Source organism: Gillisia mitskevichiae, assembly GCF_003634585.1.
In the GTDB taxonomy this organism is placed as follows: domain Bacteria; phylum Bacteroidota; class Bacteroidia; order Flavobacteriales; family Flavobacteriaceae; genus Gillisia; species Gillisia mitskevichiae.
Window position 1 is genome coordinate 133437 of sequence record NZ_RBLG01000003.1, and the last position, 16932, is coordinate 150368.

Below are 16932 nucleotides of genomic sequence, written 5' to 3' on the forward strand. Positions count from 1 at the left end.
TTAAATCATATTTTACTTATTAATTTGTTCTTTAGAAATGTTTTGTTTCCTAATATCAAAAGCAACTTTATCTAAACTCTGATAAGAAGAATTTTTACTAATGAATTCAGGTATTAATTCCTTCAATTTCGCAACCACTTTATCATTCTTTAATTTTTCCGAAGATTTAATAATTTTTTCAATTTTCAAATTAATAATATCATAATCCTGAATCTTATCTACTCCAATCATTATTTTTTTATGATGTGTAGGTAAGGTTTTACATTCATCATTTAATAATTCTTCGTATAATTTCTCACCGGGTCTGAGTCCCGTAATTTTAACTTTAATATTCTTATTAGGGGTATATCCAGCCAGTTTTATCATCTTAATAGCAAGATCCATGATTTTCACCGGTTCTCCCATATCAAATACGAATATCTCTCCCCCTTTTCCCATTGTCCCAGCTTCTAACACTAATTGACAAGCTTCAGGAATTGTCATGAAGTATCTAATAATATCTGGATGTGTAATAGTTACAGGACCTCCTTTTTCTATTTGCTTTCTAAATAAAGGAACTACAGAACCATTGGAGCCTAACACATTCCCAAATCTTGTTGTAATGAATTTAGTTTCTTTTTTGTCAAATTTTGATTGATTATGATATAGTGCCTGAACATAAATTTCGGCAGCTCTTTTAGAAGCTCCCATCACATTACTTGGATTTACAGCTTTATCTGTAGAAACCATTACAAAGTGTCCCACATCATACTTTACCGCTAGATCTGCAAGATTTTTTGTTCCCCGAATATTTACTGAAATTGCTTCATGTGGATTTGCTTCCATTAGAGGGACATGCTTGTAAGCCGCAGCATGATAAACTACATCTATACTGTGATTTTGAAACATTAACTCCAATCTTTTCTGGTTTCCAACATCACAAATTATAAATCTGCATTTTAAATCAAGAAACTTAGCCTCTATTTCTAGTTGAAGGTTATGTAATGGCGTTTCTGCCTGATCTAGGATAATTAGCTTTTTCGGTTTGTAATGAGCAACCTGTCTAACAATTTCGCTTCCAATGGATCCAGCACCTCCAGTTACCAAAATTGTTTTACCAGTGAGCTGTGCCGTTTTATTTTCTCTATCCAATACAATTGGTTCTCTATCTAATAGATCTTCAATTTGTAAGGTTTTTATTTTTTGAGATATAGGCTTATCATCATCTTCCCAATTAGAAACTAATGGCGCATTATAAACCTGAATGTCATTTTCTAAACAATCTTCTACTATTGCAAATTTTTCTTCTGAAGTGAAATTTTGTTCAGTAAGTATAACAGCTGAAGCATTTAAAAGCTTTAGCTGATTGTGGATAGTTGTTTTATACTTTACAACTGGTTTGTCTAAAATTCTAATACTATTATTGTGCTTAGTTTTAGTTAAAAACCCAACAATTTTAAATCTTCTTGGATGTTCAATGTTTAATGCTCCCGCAATAGAAATGGCATTCTCATCTGCACCTAAAATTACAGCTCTTTTAATTGCATCTCCCCTCATTACAATTTTATAGAACTCATAGGTCTGTTTCACACCCAATCTAAATAAAAATAGAAGAGAAAACGAGATCCATAAATTAATAAGCAATCCGCCTACCAAGTAGATCTTTTGACCAATTACAAAAAATGTAATATAATTAAGAACAACTAAAGTTATAAATGAAGATGTAGTAGCTAATATTAATTTTAGAGCATCAATATTAGATGAATACCTAATAATACCAGCGTATGTTTTAAAAACAAAGAAAAAGAAGATATTAGTTAAAACAATAATCACCCCTTTTAACGGGAAACCCAATAAAGTATAATAGTTAGGAGTGAGATCTATTATAATTAAGATCGTTAGTAAAGCGGATAGAGAAACTAAAAATATATCTATTAGAAACACTGCCCATCTTGGGAGATACTTTAAGTTCCTCAAATTCAATGCACTATTTTTAGAGGCTAAACTTAATTTTAATGCTGAAAGTAAACGCTCACCCATTTGTAAATTATTTAATTCTATGCTCCAAAAAATTCATTAATTCCAGTTCTCAATCTTTCTCTATCTTGATTTGCCAAATTAGAGCCTGAAGGTAAACATAAACCAGATTCAAATAATTCTTCTGCTAAACCATTTCCATAAAACGGCATATTTTTAAATACTGGCTGTAAATGCATCGGTTTCCAAAGAGGCCTACATTCTATATTAAGGGCTTCCATATATAGCCTAAATTCTTCTCTGTTTTTTCCTGTGATATTTTCATCAACAGAAATAATGGTTAACCAATTATTACAAAAATAATCATCATTTGGTTCAGAATACACAGTAACACCTTCAATATTTGAAAAAACATCTTGGTAAAAGAGATTCATTTCTCTTCTTAAATTTACATGCTTATCTAAGACTTCCATTTGCCCTCTCCCGATACCAGCCGAAATATTACTCAATCTATAATTATAACCAATTTCAGTATGTTGATAATGTGGGGCATCATCTCTTGCTTGAGTAGCTAAAAATATAGCTTTTTGTTTAACCGCCTTTTTATTAACGATTAATGCACCTCCACCAGAAGTTGTAATAATCTTATTTCCATTAAAAGATAAAACACCAATTTCCCCAAAAGTACCACATTTTCGTCCTTTATAACTACTTCCTAATGCTTCTGCACTATCTTCTATAATTGGAATGCCAAATTTATCTGCAACTTGCTGAATATCATCAACCTTATAAGGCATTCCATATAAATGCACTGCAATTATAGCTTTTGGTTTTTTACCTTTGGAAATTCTATCTTCAATAGCTTTTTCCAATTGAATAGGACATAAATTTAAAGTGTCTTTTTCACTGTCAACAAAGACAGGAGTCGCGCCTAAATACATAATTGGGTTAGCAGAAGCCGCAAACGTCATACTCTGACATATAACTTCATCATTCGGCTTAACATCTAATAAGATCAATGCTAAATGAAGAGCTGCAGTTCCTGAACTTAAAGCTGCAACATGTACCGGAGTTTCCTCATGTTTTGAGTTAGATAAATAGTTTTCTATATCTATTTCAAAGCCAGTAACATTTGGGCCCAAGGGAGCTATCCAATTTGCATCAAAAGCTTCGTTTACAAATTTTTGTTCAGTCCCACCCATATGAGGTGAGGAGAGCCATATTTTGCTCTGTTCCATATATTTTAGTTTAAATACTTTATAACTTTACCTGGGTTTCCTACCACTACGGCATAATCTGGAATATCATTTATAATGACAGCACCTGCACCAACTGTTGCCCATTTACCAATTTTTATACCAGGAATTACTACAGCTCCAATTCCAATATGAGTTCCTTCTTTAATAATAACATTTCCTGCAATAGCCGCATTTGGAGATATATGTACGTAATCACCTAACTCACAGTCATGATCTATTGTGGAAGCGGTATTTATTATACAATGCTTTCCAATTACTGTAGAAGAATTTACACATGCACTTGGCATTATAACTGAACCCTTATTAATACTTGATCTTGGTGAAATTATAGCCGAGTTGTGTATTATTGCATCAGCGATCCTACCTGTAAAGGAATCTGCAACCTTCTTTCTTATTCTATTATTTCCAATTGCAATAATAGTTTCAGAATCTAAAAAGATTTCATCTAGATCATGAATAACCGGAGTTCCATTAAGCAAGGAAACATTTTTGTTATCATCAAAAATTTGTTCAATAGGAATATTAATTGACTCTGCGATATCAATAATTACTTTTCCATGTCCACTGGCTCCGTAAATATTCATAATTAATTATTTCCATTAAAAGGTTCTGTTGTAGCCATGTTCTCTGCATTAATTCCTTCTGAAACCAAAACTTTTCGTACCGTTTTAAAGAGGATTTTCATATCTACTAAAAAAGATACGTTTTGAACGTACCACACATCATACTCAAATTTTTGAGTCCAACTAATTGCATTTCTACCATTTACTTGAGCCCAACCTGTAATTCCAGGTCTTAAATTATGTCTCTTATATTGAGATGCTGTGTATATGGGTAAATATTGTGGTAATAGAGGTCTTGGGCCAATAATACTCATCTCTCCCTTTAAAACGTTCCATAATTGTGGCAGTTCGTCTAAAGATGTCTTTCTAATAAATTTTCCAACTCCTGTCAATCTCTGAGAATCCGGAAGTAATATTCCATTAGAGTCCTTCTCATCGGTCATAGTTTTAAACTTAACGATCTTAAAAATTTCACCATTTTTACCAGGTCTCTTCTGTACAAAGAACGGATTTCCTTTATTCGACCAAAATAACAGGATCGTAGCTATTATTAGTAACGGACTTAATACTAGGAGCGCTCCGAATGAAATAATAAGATCTGAAAATGGTTTAAAAAATGATTTGTAAATCTTCAAATGTTTTCTTTAAATTATAGAATTATCTGCCTGTACTTATTTCAAAATTTCAGTGATAAATTCGGGCAAAAGTACAAAATTCTTTTCAGGAACTATTATATTTATCTTCGCACTAACTATACTGTTCTTCCAACTCTTTATATTCAGCTAATAGTAAATTCCAAAATTGTTCTCGTTCATAATTTGTAGTTATATGAGATCTTGTATTACTTTTCATCTCCTCTAAAAAGAAACGATCATTTTGCAATTTATTCATTGCATTATACAAACTCACACTATCCTTAACTGGAATTATAAGACCATTCAAATTATTCGTGATGATTTCGTTACAACCGTTTATGTCTGTAACTATAGATGGTAAATTCATTGCTCCTGCCTGCATAACAACGTTAGGGAAGCCTTCTCTATAACTAGGAAATGTGAGAACATCCGAAATGGCTAAATAGGGCCGAACATCTTCTTGATAACCAACAGTAATAATACCTTGGTGAGAATTTATTATTTCCAAGTTAGAATCTTCGATTGGATCTAGATCACTTTCAAAAGGACCAACCAACAACAACTTCAATTTTGAATTAACTTCATACAATTTCGTGAAAGCTGTAATTAATTCATTAATTCCTTTTTCAGAAACGATCCTACCAATAAAAATAAATACTAGATCCTTATCTTTTATTTTAAGTTCTTTTTTAAGATTCTCATTTTTAGCCTCAGAATATAAGCTTGGATCGAAATATTTGGTATCAATACCGTTTGAGCTTCCCTTTCCCAAAATTTTAAGTTTTTTGTCTGAGGTAAAACCCTGATCGAGAATGATATTTTTTAATTCAAAAGAATTTGGATAGATCTTCGTAGCAAAAAAATAAGTGAGCTTTTCTACAAAATTTAACACTTTTCTCCTATTTCCGGTAGTTTCTAACAAGGGCAATCCAGCAACGGTATGCAATCTTATAGGTACTCCTGCCAGTTTAGCCGCAAACATTCCTACAATCCCTGCTTTTGGTGTATGCGTATGAACAATTAAAGGCTTTTCCTTTTTGAAATATTTATATAATTTAAAAACAGCTTTTAAATCATCTGTAGGGGTGATTTTTCGAGTCATATTAACCCAGAATGTCTTCACCGCATTATCTCTCCCATATTTTTCCAAACGCTCTTTCTCAGCAGCTATAGCTGTTACTTCATAATGTGAATTCATGAATGATAGTTGACCTTCTAAAAGTTTTTCTAAAGAAAGCGGAATGGTGGTGATGCGTACGAGTTTAGGCAAATGAAGTTAGAATTAATTATAAAAAATTATCAGCGAACTTTGCAAATATATATTAACTTAATAAAAAACTTATTGGGCATTAACATTTAATACACCATTTAAACTTTAATCATTAAAGCATAATTTAGATCAAGCTAAAATTCTAGGAATATTCTTAAGCAACATTCAATAATGGATTGGGTTTAATATTTAGAATTTCACCTGACTTTAACTGCTTTTCATGAGCTAAATAATAATATATAACGAAAAAGATAAAATACATTATCATAGATTTTTGCCTTATTATGATGCCAAGATTAGACATCACAAAAGTCATAGCAAATGATGTGATTAAAAATAATGCTAGGCTCATTTTTACATTAACAGGAGCTAGCTTAATGAATTTTATAAAATTCCATTTAAAAATTTTAATAAAAAGAAGGATGTATATCAAATTTTCTACTGAAATTATCACCCCTAATATTCCTGGAGCATCAAAAAACAGTGGTCTAAACCAAAAACTAAATATTTTTTCTGGTAGTGAATATTCTGCCATATTTAAACCTGAACCAGAATTACTAAGAGATTCTGCTCTATGTGATGTGAATTTTAAGAAATCTGAAATGAGATGATTAGAATTTTCCAAATTCACTACTGAAAGTATTGAGTTTTGAAGTAAAACCAAACTCACAATACATACCCCAATTACGATACCTTTATGTTTCCAGGTAAATTTCCCAACCCCCGTTAAAAAACCTAAAAGAGATCCAATTGCCAGAATCAAGAAAATATGAGGTCTAATGTAGAAAACTAAAAGAGATCCTATAATTAGTGTTAATATACGCTCTTTTGGTCTTGAGATAGCATATCCAAAAAGCATTAAGCCCAAAAATATCAGAGCACCCTTTCCTAAAGAAGCAGTCCAGAAATGCATATTCGGAAGAAATAGAATGAGAGTAAGTAAATCAACTTTTTTAAACACTTTTACATCTAAGGGAATGTTTTCTTTAAAAAACAAATAAGCATTAACAAATCCCATAAATCCTACCCAAGTGAAAAGCAGCATCATCATTTCATAACTAAAACCTAAATAGTTAATAAAAGGATAGGAAATAAAATCGATAAATGTTGTTTCCGTTCCCAAGAAATCTAACCATGTTTTATTAATATTTTGTGGAACATTATAATACCTAACAGAATCTGATCTATTGAAAAGTGCATAAATATAGTATACACCACCAAAACCTAGGTGATACAACGAAAGCACATTCATTAGTTTTATATTAAAAAAAGAATGTCTCAGTTGCAACTTTGAGAAAATATGCTGATTTATAAATATCAAAATCAACAGCAATAAACTCGTTTGAATTATATTTATAAAGAAAACTGTGCTTACTTCCATACTTCCTAATATTCTTGAAGCATAGCATATTACAATTATAAGACCGCTTAGAAGAAATTTTAAGCTGAACCTTTAAATATTGGGATACTAACTATTTATCAGTGTTTTAGGAGATATGGCTTCAAAAGCTCTTTTATAAGATTAATGGGAAATGATTAAACAATCCCAAAAAAGTGTGGAAATTTTACATAGAATAAAAGAATTTCAATTGGTGAAGGCATAATATTTTGATTGAATATTTCTAATTGAGAAAGGGGAAAATCTAAAAATAGATCATCCCCTTTCTTGCTATTAGCCCTTTTACATATTTCTAAGGATTAGAAATGACGACAACTTTTAATTCTACAGAATCTGAGCATTCTCCTTCAACAATTGTATACGTTGTAATATAATCCCCCTCCATTCTCAATCTATTCGGATCGTTAAACATCCTAATTAATTCCCAAATAGATGGACTAAAAGTTCCGTTTCTTGAGATCCCTGGTTCTAACAAACTTAAATAAAGCTTTCTAACCTCATCCCAACTTTCAATAGCAGCAGCGCTAGATACTGACAACGATACGAAATTGTCTGCTCCAGCCGATAATTCACATTCTGGCTCTTCTTGCTCATCTGGAATTACCACCACGGTTAGAATAACAGAATCCTTACAATCTCCTTCTCCAATAGTGTATGTAGTAGAAAAACTTCCTAGAGGATCATTCTGAAATCTATTTATAAGATCCCATATTGCAGGATCAAAAACACCATTTCTAGGAACTCCAACCTGTAAAAGACTCAGATATAATTTTCTTACCTCGTCCCAGCTTTCTATTCCAGCGGCTTGAGAATATGTAAGACTTATAGTGTTGTCTGGTCCCGCATCAATTTGACAGATAGGAGTAGATTGATCGGGTACAACTCTTAGAGTTAACATAACAGTATCTTGACATTGATCATTATCAATAGCATACCAGGTTGTGTAATCTCCTAAACCTCCATCTTCCTCATCGTTGAACTTATTAATGATATCCCAGATAGTTGGATCAAATTTACCACCTCTGTAAATTCCATCCCCTAAAAGGCTTAGATACAATTTTCTTACTTCATCCCAGCTTTTAATAGCAGCAGCTTGGGAATAAGAAATAATCATTAAATTATCTGGTCCCGCACAGCCAACATCGTTAGGATTAGACTCTGCATTAAATTCTTGTATTTGGTTCTGCTGAAAATCTTCTTCAATAGGATCCACAGAGCAGGAAATAAAAAACAAACCAAATAGTGGAAATAGTAATATCTTCTTCATAATCATCTGTTTTTAAGTTTATTACATTAAATTACTATATAAAAACATATAAAATATTATTAATCGATGATCATATAATTTAACCGATAAGAAGCTATAAATCAGATCAAATTGATAGATTATTTGGAGGAATGCTGCTAAAAATTGTAGGAACTATTGGAGATTAAAATGTTAATTCCAATCTTTCTTTAGGTAGGCCTACTGCCTCTTTAAGAGTAAAAGACATATATTTGAAAAATTGATTGTGATTTAGTTATGAAGAAGAAAAAATTAATTATTTATGGGATAGGGAAATTTGCAGAATATGTAGATTATGTTTTTCAAAATGATAGCGACTATGAAGTAATTGCCTTTTGTATTGAAGAAAAGTACTTAGAGACCAAACTTTTCAATAATAAACCATTATTAAAATATGAATCTCTAGCTGATAGTTACCCTCCAAATTTATATGACCTTTTTATTGCTGTCGGGAACAATGAGATAAGAAAAAAGATCTTTGAGCATTCTATTTCAAGAGGATACTATTTAGCAAGTTATATTTCGTCCAAAAGTAAATTTTGGGATAATTTAATTACAGGAAATAATGTTTTTGTTGACGAAGGCTGCGTACTCCAACCCTTTATTAAAATTTCCAACAATTGTATACTTTTCACTTCAAGTTTAGGGCATCACACCCAAATTAAAGAACATAGCTTATTGAGCGGAAGTAAGACAGGAGGAAATGTAATTATAGGTGAAAATTGTTATATAGGGTTAAATGCCTCTATTAAACAGAATATCAATATTGGAGATAATACAATAATTGGAATGAATTGCGCTATTGAGCGGGATACTAAACCAAATGAAGTATATTCTAATAAAGGTACTACCAAAAGAAAACTGACTTCTTCCGAACTTGGAAATAGATTCTTGAAATAATGAATTTTAATCAGTTTAAGACAGAGTTTCAAAAATCTAATGTCTATCATTATAAAAGTAGAATTCCTAATAAAGTATTGCTTAGCGTAATTGTCCAAACTTTTAATCATGAAAAATATCTCAGGCGATGTTTAGATTCAATTCTCTTCCAGCGTACAGATTTCGAATTCGAAATATTAATCGGCGAAGATGATTCAACTGACAATACCCGTGATATCTGTATTGAATATGCGAATAGGTATCCAGATAAAATCAGATTATTTTTACATGACTCAGAAAATAAAATACCAGTTTTAGATAATCCAACAGGAAATTTTAATGCTTTTTATAATTTATTTTCAGCCACTGGAGATTATATTGCCTTTTGCGAGGGGGATGATGCTTGGACAGATAAATTTAAACTTCAAAAACAAGTTGATTTTTTAGCTATTCATACAGAATACTCATTTAGTTACCATTCCTTTAAAACTATTGATGAAAATAGCTTATCAGCTCTAAGCGCTGAAGAAAATAATCAACCGACTTTTAATATCAACTCTTATGATCTAAAAACTAATAAATACCATCCTCTTCTACTCACAATATGTTTTAGCAATGTGTTCCAGCAAATACCGGAAGAAATGATTAATGTAATTAATGTAGATACCTTTATAATTAGTTTACTTGGAAATCATGGAGATGGCAAATTTTTAGATAGTATTGAACCATCCTTATATAGAAAACATTTGGGAGGAATTTGGTCTCACAGAAATAAAGAAAAGAAGTATCTATCAAAAGTAGTGACTTATCAGAAATTAATGGATTACTACAACAGAATTGATGAAGGGTTTATTGCTGATTTTTATAGATCGAAGCTTCGATCAACATATAAATCCATGATTTTATTGGAGCTAAAAAATGTGAAACCAATTAATGTAATTAAATATTTATCACGATTAAGAAGCCTCTAAAAACAATAGAGCTTTTCTATTGGTCATTTTGATCCAGAAATAATTTCTTTATAAAAATTTTCATATTGCAAACTTACCTTAGCGATATCAAAATTTTCTTCTGCATACTTATAAGACGCATTTACCTTTTCCTGCCAGTTATTTATAATTAAGGCCTCTTCCATTTTTTTTGATAGCTCCAAAATATTACCGGACTTATAAAAAAGTGCTCCATTCTCTAAAAAACATTCTCTGTTTTCAGGAATATCTGATACAATTGAGGGAGTTTTAGAAATAATAGCTTCTATGAGGGCACCCGGCAATCCTTCAAAATAAGAGGTGAAAACAAAATAGTCAGAAATAGCCAAAAGCTCAGGAATGTCTTCTCTATAACCAAGAAGGAAAACATTATTTTCCAAGCTTAGGCTATTAATTAAATCTTCCAATTCCATCCGAAAAGATCCTTCTCCTGCAATAAACAATACTGTATTTGGGTTTTGAGCATTTAGAACCTTAAAAGCATTCAAAAGATCTAATTGCCCTTTTCCTTTATGGAGCCTGCTAACATTTAAGAAAACTTGGTGCTCTTCCAGATTAAATTCCTTTTTAAGCAAATTAAAAGCCTTTGTAGATGGCAAATAATCCTCAAAACGTCTTCCCCTGTAAATCACCTTAACTTTATTCCCGGAAATCCCTAATGCTCTTATATTAGATTTTTTGATCGCTTTGGAATTGCAAACAAAAAAATCGACCTTACTGGCAGTCATCCTGTCCCTCAATTGAGTTGAAAAGAGTTTAATTCTTGAAATAAAGGGCAATTGTTTGTATCTATTTACTCCATAAGAGTTACTAACAAAGCTTCCGACTAAAATGATGTGCGGAAAGGACTGTTTTAATTTTCGCGCGACCAGATCAGCCCTAAACAGGGTGGAATGAATAATTTCGGGCTTCTCTTTATTTATAATTGGTATAATTGAATTTATAGCCTCTTTGAATCTGAATTCTGAAACAAGTTCGAGTGAATAAACCTGAATCCCCCTTAATTCAAGACTTGATTTAAGTTTATCACCTTTATAAAGATGTATAAATACCGGAGTAACCTGCTCCATATGCAGTGCAATTTGAACAATGCTTTTTTCTGCCCCATAACCTTCCAAAGAATCTATTAAAAATATTACTTTCATTTAAGGTGTTTTAAGTATAAAATTTTCAATAAAGCCTTTATATGGAAAAGATTACTAAACCATGATAATTTATACCTATCTAATGCTTCTGATTTCATATTTGATTCTTCAAGCAAAAATCCTATCAAATAATTTATTTCTGATTTAGCCTTTAAATTACTTCTGTAGTTGATTTCATGTTTTTTATACTGATATAGAATAGAATTCAATCTGTTTTCTAGTGAATTACTTTCTCTATTATTGGTATTTAAATTTTGTTGAGCCAAAGGTAAGGCAATGTAATTTAAATTTAAGTTCTGAATGGCGCTTATACGAATTCCCAATTCATAATTTTCACCGAAAGTTATTTTAGAATCAAAACTACCAGCAGATATTAAAACCTCCTTTTTATAGCAAACACTTCCAGCTAAAAATGTACCTACCATATCATTATACATAGGACCTAAATTTTTCGGCTTCCATAGTGAATATTTATTATCGATACATTTTTTAAGTTCCCAGAATATTAAGTCATAATTTCTTAAATCTATTTTATGAAGCTCTTCTAACAAGAATGGGTATAACTCATCATCAGAATCTAAGAAAATAATATAATTATTAGAAGCCAAATTTATTCCAATATTTCTGGCAACTGAAACACCTTTGTTTTCCTGGTAGACATATGTTATTCTACTATCTGTTAAATAAGAATTAATAAGATCTTTGGTTCCATCGTTAGAACCATCATCAATTATTAAAAGTTCCCAATTACTATTAGTTTGCTTTAACACACTATCTATTGCTCTAGATATTAACTGCTCTCTATTGAAACTGGGAATAATAAAGGTAATTGGTTCTTTCAATCTAAGTAGATATTTATACTATAAATTCAGGATATGTTTCTTACTATTAAATTTAATTCTTCCATATTTGTGGATTGAAAACCAAAATCTTGAGTGCATTGTTTGTAATGCTCCAAAAGTATATGCAAATCCTTTAGGTTATTTTTTGGATCGTCTCCAAAATTATGAGGATGCCACCATAAATGGTAAATTTCATTATTTTTTGCAGCAGAGGTCATTTCTGACTTGACCCTTTCTAATTTTAAATTGTTGAGAAATTTATTTGCAGAATAAGAACGCAATAACCTGCCTGCCTTTTGAGACAATGGTTTTCCCCTTTCAATATTCAAATCAGTTAACTTGTAGGATTTATTATTGAGACCTAAATATGCATCCCCGGTCCTGAAGATCTTGTTTTTTAAGGAATCATTTTGAGTGTCTTTCCAATACCAATCAGTAGGATTGGAGCGCACATTTTCAATACCTAACTCATAACAAACTTTTAAATAATCCTCATTGAATTGATTTCGTGGAAATACTAAGGATTTAAGTTCTATTCCCATTTGTTTGGCGAGTTTAATTGAATTTTCTAAATCTCCTTTGAAGGAAGCTAATGTCTGACCATCTTCCAGGCAATAAAAATGAGAATAGGTATGGGTTCCAATTTCCTGAAAGGGCGTGTTTAGGATTTGCTGAATTAGATCCTTCGCGAAACAAAGAAATTCTGTCTCCGGCGAATTTAATGCTTTGCCATAATTGTATGCAGAAAGAGCGGTGTTTTTATAATTTGGTGAAATTTCAGGAATATTCATTCTCCATTCTTCCCAATTTTCATTGAACAACATTCCCACGGTAGCCCAAGTACAATGAATATCATATTCCGAAAACAAGCCTAAAATTTCAGGAATCACTTTTCGTGTATTTTTAAAGTAATTAACCTTCTCTTTATGATCTACCTTATCAAAAACTCCCCAAAGAAGCTCAAAATCTAAAGATATTACTAAAAATCCGTTCGTTGATTTATTCATTTGTCGATAGTTAATTCCAATTTCCATACCCCAAAGGGTTATAAGAATATTTTTCTATTTTCTGTTATTTGTCTATTATTAAAAATACTACAATATTAATTCATCTCAGCGTTACTGTATCAATTCACTACAACATCGCTACTTCACTCTTCACTCTCCACTCCATCACAACAGTTTCTTTTTTCAATTCAATTTCCCTTGCATGTTCAACTTTTTCAATCTTAAAATCTTATCATACTTCTTCTGTGCTAAATAATAATAGATCACAAAAAAGGCAAAGTACATAACCATCGACTTTTGTCTCATTATGATTCCTAGATTAGACATCACAAAAGTCATTGCAAAAGAGGAAAGAAAAAATACCACCAAACTCATCTTTACAACCACCGTTGAATTTCTAATAAAGCTGATAAAATCTTTCCGGAGAATTTTAATAAATAATAGTAGATACATTAAATTCTCAACAGATGTTATTAAGCCTAATAATCCGGGTGCATCGAAAAACAATGGCCGAAACCAGAAAGTAAATAATTTCACAGGCAGAGGATAAGAGGACATATCTACACCAGAACCAGAATTACTTAAAGATTGTGACCGATCTTCAGAAAATTCATCAAATCCTTCGACAAGGTCCTCTGACCCTTCAAGACCTGCAACTCCAAGTATAGTATCTTGAACTAGAATAAGGCCTCCAATAAGTGAAATATAAATAAATGCTTTCTTCCAGAATGATATTTTTTCCTTTCCACTCATATATCCAAGAACCGTACCTACTGCTACAAACATAAATACATGAGGACGAATATAGTATATTAATAATGAACCAAAAATTATAGTGATAATCCTGGATTTTGGATTCCTAATAGCATAAGCAAATAGCATCAACCCCAGGAAAATGGGGGCTCCTTTTCCTAAAGAAGCGGTCCAAAAATGCATATTGGGAAAAAAAAGAATAAGAGTTAAAAAGTCTAATTTTTTAAATACAGTAATTTTTAGTGGAATATTTTCCCTAAAAAAAAGATAGGCATATACAAAACCCAAATAACCCAACCAGGCGTAAAACACCATCATCATTTCATAATTGAAACCAAAAAAATTGATGAAAGGATAAGAAAGGAAATCTATAAAAGTAGTACTAGTTCCAAAAAAGTCAGACCATGACTTAGCTTCATTTTGGGGTCTGAGATAATATAACGCGGAATCGGATCGATTAAATAAGGCATAAAGATAGTACACAACCCAAAAAAATAAATGATAAAAGAAAAGATAGTTCATCAATTTCTTAGAAAAAAAAGCATGTTTTTTAGACAGGGAACTAAAAAGCACCTGGGTTATAAGAAATAATATTAATATTAAAAATAAGGCGCCCAGCATATTAAAATAATTCCAAATCCCCTAATGTGTAGGACCAATTGTTAAGCTGTAATAATTCCTGTTTTAAATTTGTATCCAAATTTACATCTCTCAGGCTCAAAACTGGTCCATAATTTCCAGAAAATCCTATTCCAAAATTTAAATCCGAAGTTGTCGTAATAAGATGCGCCCCATATTTTCTACTGAATTCCTTTACTGCCTTATTATTTTTTTGCAGACCAACATCATCAGTGTATATATGCTCAGTAATTCGCAGTTCCTTGAAATATTTATGTTCTTTTATATATCCCGCGAGATAAAAATCTTCATCTGCCTTGACTTCATATTTTTGTAAAGGATTATTTTCATAACGCCATGAGAGATAGTCAAGAGATTTTGGAGTAAATAATTTATTTTCCTCAGCTTTGAATGTATTATATTTTGAGATCAACTCGACTAATTGAGCATCGGAGCTGTTAATATTTACCTCGTAGATCTTGGCTTGTTTATTTGCAAACCAGTTGAGCGGATTAACAGAAACAATCCGAATCCTTAATTTATTCACTTCTTCCCAGCCCATATTTAAATATCCGGATAAACTTTGGGTATTAGGAGTGTTAAAAATAAAATGATCACTCTGCTCCTTAGATATTTCTATTGCTTTCAAGGTTAGTTTTTTAAAAACCCCTTTTCCCTGATGATCGGGGTGGGTTGCTGTATCTACCGCTCTCAAAGCTGAAAATACCTGTTTTCCCAATTGCCATTTCCACCTCATCAAAGCACGAACCCCAATAATAGTGTCATTTATCACTGCCACTAAAATCAGCGATTTCCCAAAAGGGTTTTCCAAATGTTTATACCTCCACACGGCTTCCGTCTTTTTTGAGGAAGTTTCACCAAGACTGGCTTTGAGTACTTTTAAGATTTCCGGTATATCTAGCTCTGTGGCTTCTCTAATTTGCATTGGCTATTGGTTATTTCCCCTCCCCTACGAGGGGGAGAAGGAGATTTTACTATTTATTGTTTATTGTAACAAATACATGATATAACTATTCACAGGATTACTTCATCTCAACCTAATAGAATCCCCTTCATACCATTTTCACCCCTTCACTCCTTCACTCTCACTTCGGAGGTTGGGGAGTAACGATAAATAAATTTCCTCCAGTGAATCCACCATCCTTTTTAAACTAAAGGAATTCACAGCACGTTCACGGGCTGCTTTTTTAAGATTATTTAACTTTTTCGGATCATCAATTAAAACCTGGCATAATTCAGAAAGTTTTTTCCATTCTTCAACTTTACAAATGAGTCCGTCCTGTTTATCTCGGATTACTTCTTTTATACCTCCCGCATTTGTGGAAACAATAGCGCACTCCATACTCATAGCTTCAAGAAGGGCGATTGGCAAGCCTTCGAAAGAGCTGCTCATCATAAAAATATCCATCGTTGAAAAATAGGGTTTAACGTCTGTTTTTAAACCCGGGAAGAAAACTTTTTTTTCTAATTTCAATTTTTGTAATTCAGCTTTGATCTCCTCTTCCAAAGGCCCAGCGCCGACTATTATTCCATATACATTTGGATTTTTAGTTTCTATATCCTTAAAAACCTGTAACCATTCAATAAGTCTTTTCTGAAAACGGAATACAGTTACATTCCCTATGACCAAAGCATTCCCTGGAATCCCCAATTCCTTTTTTGTTTTATTACCCAATTCAGGATCTCTTCGAAAAGAATTAGTATTTGCACCATTTAAAAGAGTTTTAACCGGAATCCTCGGATTGACATTCTTTTTTATGGAATTTGTGACATCTTCTGAAACTCCCAAAGCCAAACTCTGGGAATTGAATGTGAATTGATTGATCTTTTTGGTAGCTATATGATAACGTTCCTGCATATTATGCTCGGTGTAAATAACCGGAATTTTAGTCTTAGAAAAAATTAGCCTCCCTAAAAATCCGGCCCAGGGCAAATGGCAATGGATTAAATCTATTTCATTTGTTTTACAATATTCAATAACCTTTGAATACTGTTGCATCAATTTTATATTGTTGGATGCCGAAAAACAAGTCACCTTTCCCCCTGCATTTTCGATAGAGTCTACCATCTGGTTCTTCCAGGGAAGAAAATAGATGGTATGAAACTCAAATCTGGAGGTATCGTGTATTTTTAAGGTTTCAGGCAACAACATTTCAGCCCCACCCCTCCCTAAGGATTTTATTATATGTAGAATCTTTATTTTTTGCATTTATTTAGAAATCTTAATCGGCAAATTTAAGGCAATATAAAACGACGACAAGGATTTAAGAGGAATTTAAGAGTTGTGATGGACACAAATTACGCGTATTAA

The 16932-nt window shown here is 31.9% G+C and carries 15 protein-coding genes; 2 read left to right on the forward strand and 13 right to left on the reverse strand.

Annotation, left to right across the window (positions count from 1 at the left end; translation table 11 throughout):
• Window positions 1-12 precede the first annotated feature (12 nt).
• The 7 genes from BC962_RS11475 to BC962_RS11505 form a co-directional block, all read right to left on the reverse strand.
• The gene (locus BC962_RS11475; protein WP_121346173.1) at window positions 13-2019 is read right to left on the reverse strand and encodes a polysaccharide biosynthesis protein; all 2007 of its coding nucleotides are present in this window, start codon (window positions 2017-2019) and stop codon (window positions 13-15) included.
• 17 nt (window positions 2020-2036) lie between these two features.
• Window positions 2037-3194, reverse strand: a complete 1158-nt coding sequence (locus tag BC962_RS11480) for a DegT/DnrJ/EryC1/StrS family aminotransferase (protein ID WP_121346174.1) — start codon at window positions 3192-3194, stop codon at window positions 2037-2039.
• A 5-nt stretch (window positions 3195-3199) separates the two neighbouring features.
• Window positions 3200-3799 (reverse strand): acetyltransferase, encoded by a 600-nt coding sequence (locus BC962_RS11485; RefSeq protein ID WP_121346175.1) that lies wholly within the window; start codon window positions 3797-3799, stop codon window positions 3200-3202.
• Between the two features lie 2 nt (window positions 3800-3801).
• Window positions 3802-4407 carry a sugar transferase gene (locus BC962_RS11490; RefSeq protein ID WP_121346382.1) on the reverse strand — a complete coding sequence of 202 codons (606 nt, stop codon included), beginning with the start codon at window positions 4405-4407 and terminating at the stop codon, window positions 3802-3804.
• A gap of 118 nt (window positions 4408-4525) precedes the next feature.
• Window positions 4526-5683 (reverse strand): glycosyltransferase family 4 protein, encoded by a 1158-nt coding sequence (locus BC962_RS11495; RefSeq protein ID WP_121346176.1) that lies wholly within the window; start codon window positions 5681-5683, stop codon window positions 4526-4528.
• 154 nt (window positions 5684-5837) lie between these two features.
• Window positions 5838-6935 (reverse strand): hypothetical protein, encoded by a 1098-nt coding sequence (locus BC962_RS11500; protein ID WP_121346177.1) that lies wholly within the window; start codon window positions 6933-6935, stop codon window positions 5838-5840.
• Window positions 6936-7374: 439 nt separating this feature from the next.
• A complete protein-coding gene (locus BC962_RS11505) occupies window positions 7375-8349 on the reverse strand; it encodes a hypothetical protein (RefSeq protein WP_147405652.1) in 975 nt (324 codons plus the stop codon).
• Between the two features lie 255 nt (window positions 8350-8604).
• Between BC962_RS11505 and BC962_RS11510 the strand changes: the two genes are divergently transcribed.
• The gene (locus tag BC962_RS11510; RefSeq protein WP_121346179.1) at window positions 8605-9267 is read left to right on the forward strand and encodes a PglD-related sugar-binding protein; all 663 of its coding nucleotides are present in this window, start codon (window positions 8605-8607) and stop codon (window positions 9265-9267) included.
• Window positions 9267-10217 (forward strand): glycosyltransferase family 2 protein, encoded by a 951-nt coding sequence (locus tag BC962_RS11515; protein ID WP_121346180.1) that lies wholly within the window; start codon window positions 9267-9269, stop codon window positions 10215-10217. The genes BC962_RS11510 and BC962_RS11515 overlap by 1 nt, the downstream gene beginning before the upstream one ends.
• Window positions 10218-10240: 23 nt before the next feature.
• Here the strand turns inward: BC962_RS11515 and BC962_RS11520 are convergent, their stop codons facing one another.
• From BC962_RS11520 to BC962_RS11545, 6 genes are all read right to left on the reverse strand, one after another.
• The gene (locus BC962_RS11520; protein WP_121346181.1) at window positions 10241-11380 is read right to left on the reverse strand and encodes a glycosyltransferase; all 1140 of its coding nucleotides are present in this window, start codon (window positions 11378-11380) and stop codon (window positions 10241-10243) included.
• On the reverse strand, window positions 11377-12222 hold the full coding sequence (locus tag BC962_RS11525; protein ID WP_121346182.1) for a glycosyltransferase family 2 protein: 846 nt from the start codon (window positions 12220-12222) through the stop codon (window positions 11377-11379). Before BC962_RS11525 ends, BC962_RS11520 begins: the two co-directional genes overlap by 4 nt.
• A 26-nt stretch (window positions 12223-12248) precedes the next feature.
• On the reverse strand, window positions 12249-13229 hold the full coding sequence (locus BC962_RS11530) for a polysaccharide deacetylase family protein (protein WP_121346383.1): 981 nt from the start codon (window positions 13227-13229) through the stop codon (window positions 12249-12251).
• 183 nt (window positions 13230-13412) lie between these two features.
• A complete protein-coding gene (locus tag BC962_RS16515; RefSeq protein ID WP_245984172.1) occupies window positions 13413-14165 on the reverse strand; it encodes a hypothetical protein in 753 nt (250 codons plus the stop codon).
• Window positions 14166-14604: 439 nt separating this feature from the next.
• A complete protein-coding gene (locus BC962_RS11540; protein WP_121346184.1) occupies window positions 14605-15546 on the reverse strand; it encodes a GNAT family N-acetyltransferase in 942 nt (313 codons plus the stop codon).
• 138 nt (window positions 15547-15684) lie between these two features.
• Entirely contained in the window at window positions 15685-16830 is a 1146-nt protein-coding gene (locus tag BC962_RS11545) for a glycosyltransferase (RefSeq protein WP_121346185.1), read from the reverse strand.
• Between the last annotated feature and the right edge of the window lie 102 nt (window positions 16831-16932).

Coding starts and splice junctions, on each gene's coding strand:
- BC962_RS11475 (WP_121346173.1), bottom strand. CDS start 2,019: ATGGGTGAGCGTTTACTTTCAGCATTAAAATTAAGTTTAGCCTCTAAA.
- BC962_RS11480 (WP_121346174.1), bottom strand. CDS start 3,194: ATGGAACAGAGCAAAATATGGCTCTCCTCACCTCATATGGGTGGGACT.
- BC962_RS11485 (WP_121346175.1), bottom strand. CDS start 3,799: ATGAATATTTACGGAGCCAGTGGACATGGAAAAGTAATTATTGATATC.
- BC962_RS11500 (WP_121346177.1), bottom strand. CDS start 6,935: ATGAATGTGCTTTCGTTGTATCACCTAGGTTTTGGTGGTGTATACTAT.
- BC962_RS11505 (WP_147405652.1), bottom strand. CDS start 8,349: ATGAAGAAGATATTACTATTTCCACTATTTGGTTTGTTTTTTATTTCC.
- BC962_RS11510 (WP_121346179.1), top strand. CDS start 8,605: ATGAAGAAGAAAAAATTAATTATTTATGGGATAGGGAAATTTGCAGAA.
- BC962_RS11515 (WP_121346180.1), top strand. CDS start 9,267: ATGAATTTTAATCAGTTTAAGACAGAGTTTCAAAAATCTAATGTCTAT.
- BC962_RS11520 (WP_121346181.1), bottom strand. CDS start 11,380: ATGAAAGTAATATTTTTAATAGATTCTTTGGAAGGTTATGGGGCAGAA.
- BC962_RS11530 (WP_121346383.1), bottom strand. CDS start 13,229: ATGAATAAATCAACGAACGGATTTTTAGTAATATCTTTAGATTTTGAG.
- BC962_RS16515 (WP_245984172.1), bottom strand. CDS start 14,165: ATGCATTTTTGGACCGCTTCTTTAGGAAAAGGAGCCCCCATTTTCCTG.
- BC962_RS11540 (WP_121346184.1), bottom strand. CDS start 15,546: ATGCAAATTAGAGAAGCCACAGAGCTAGATATACCGGAAATCTTAAAA.
- BC962_RS11545 (WP_121346185.1), bottom strand. CDS start 16,830: ATGCAAAAAATAAAGATTCTACATATAATAAAATCCTTAGGGAGGGGT.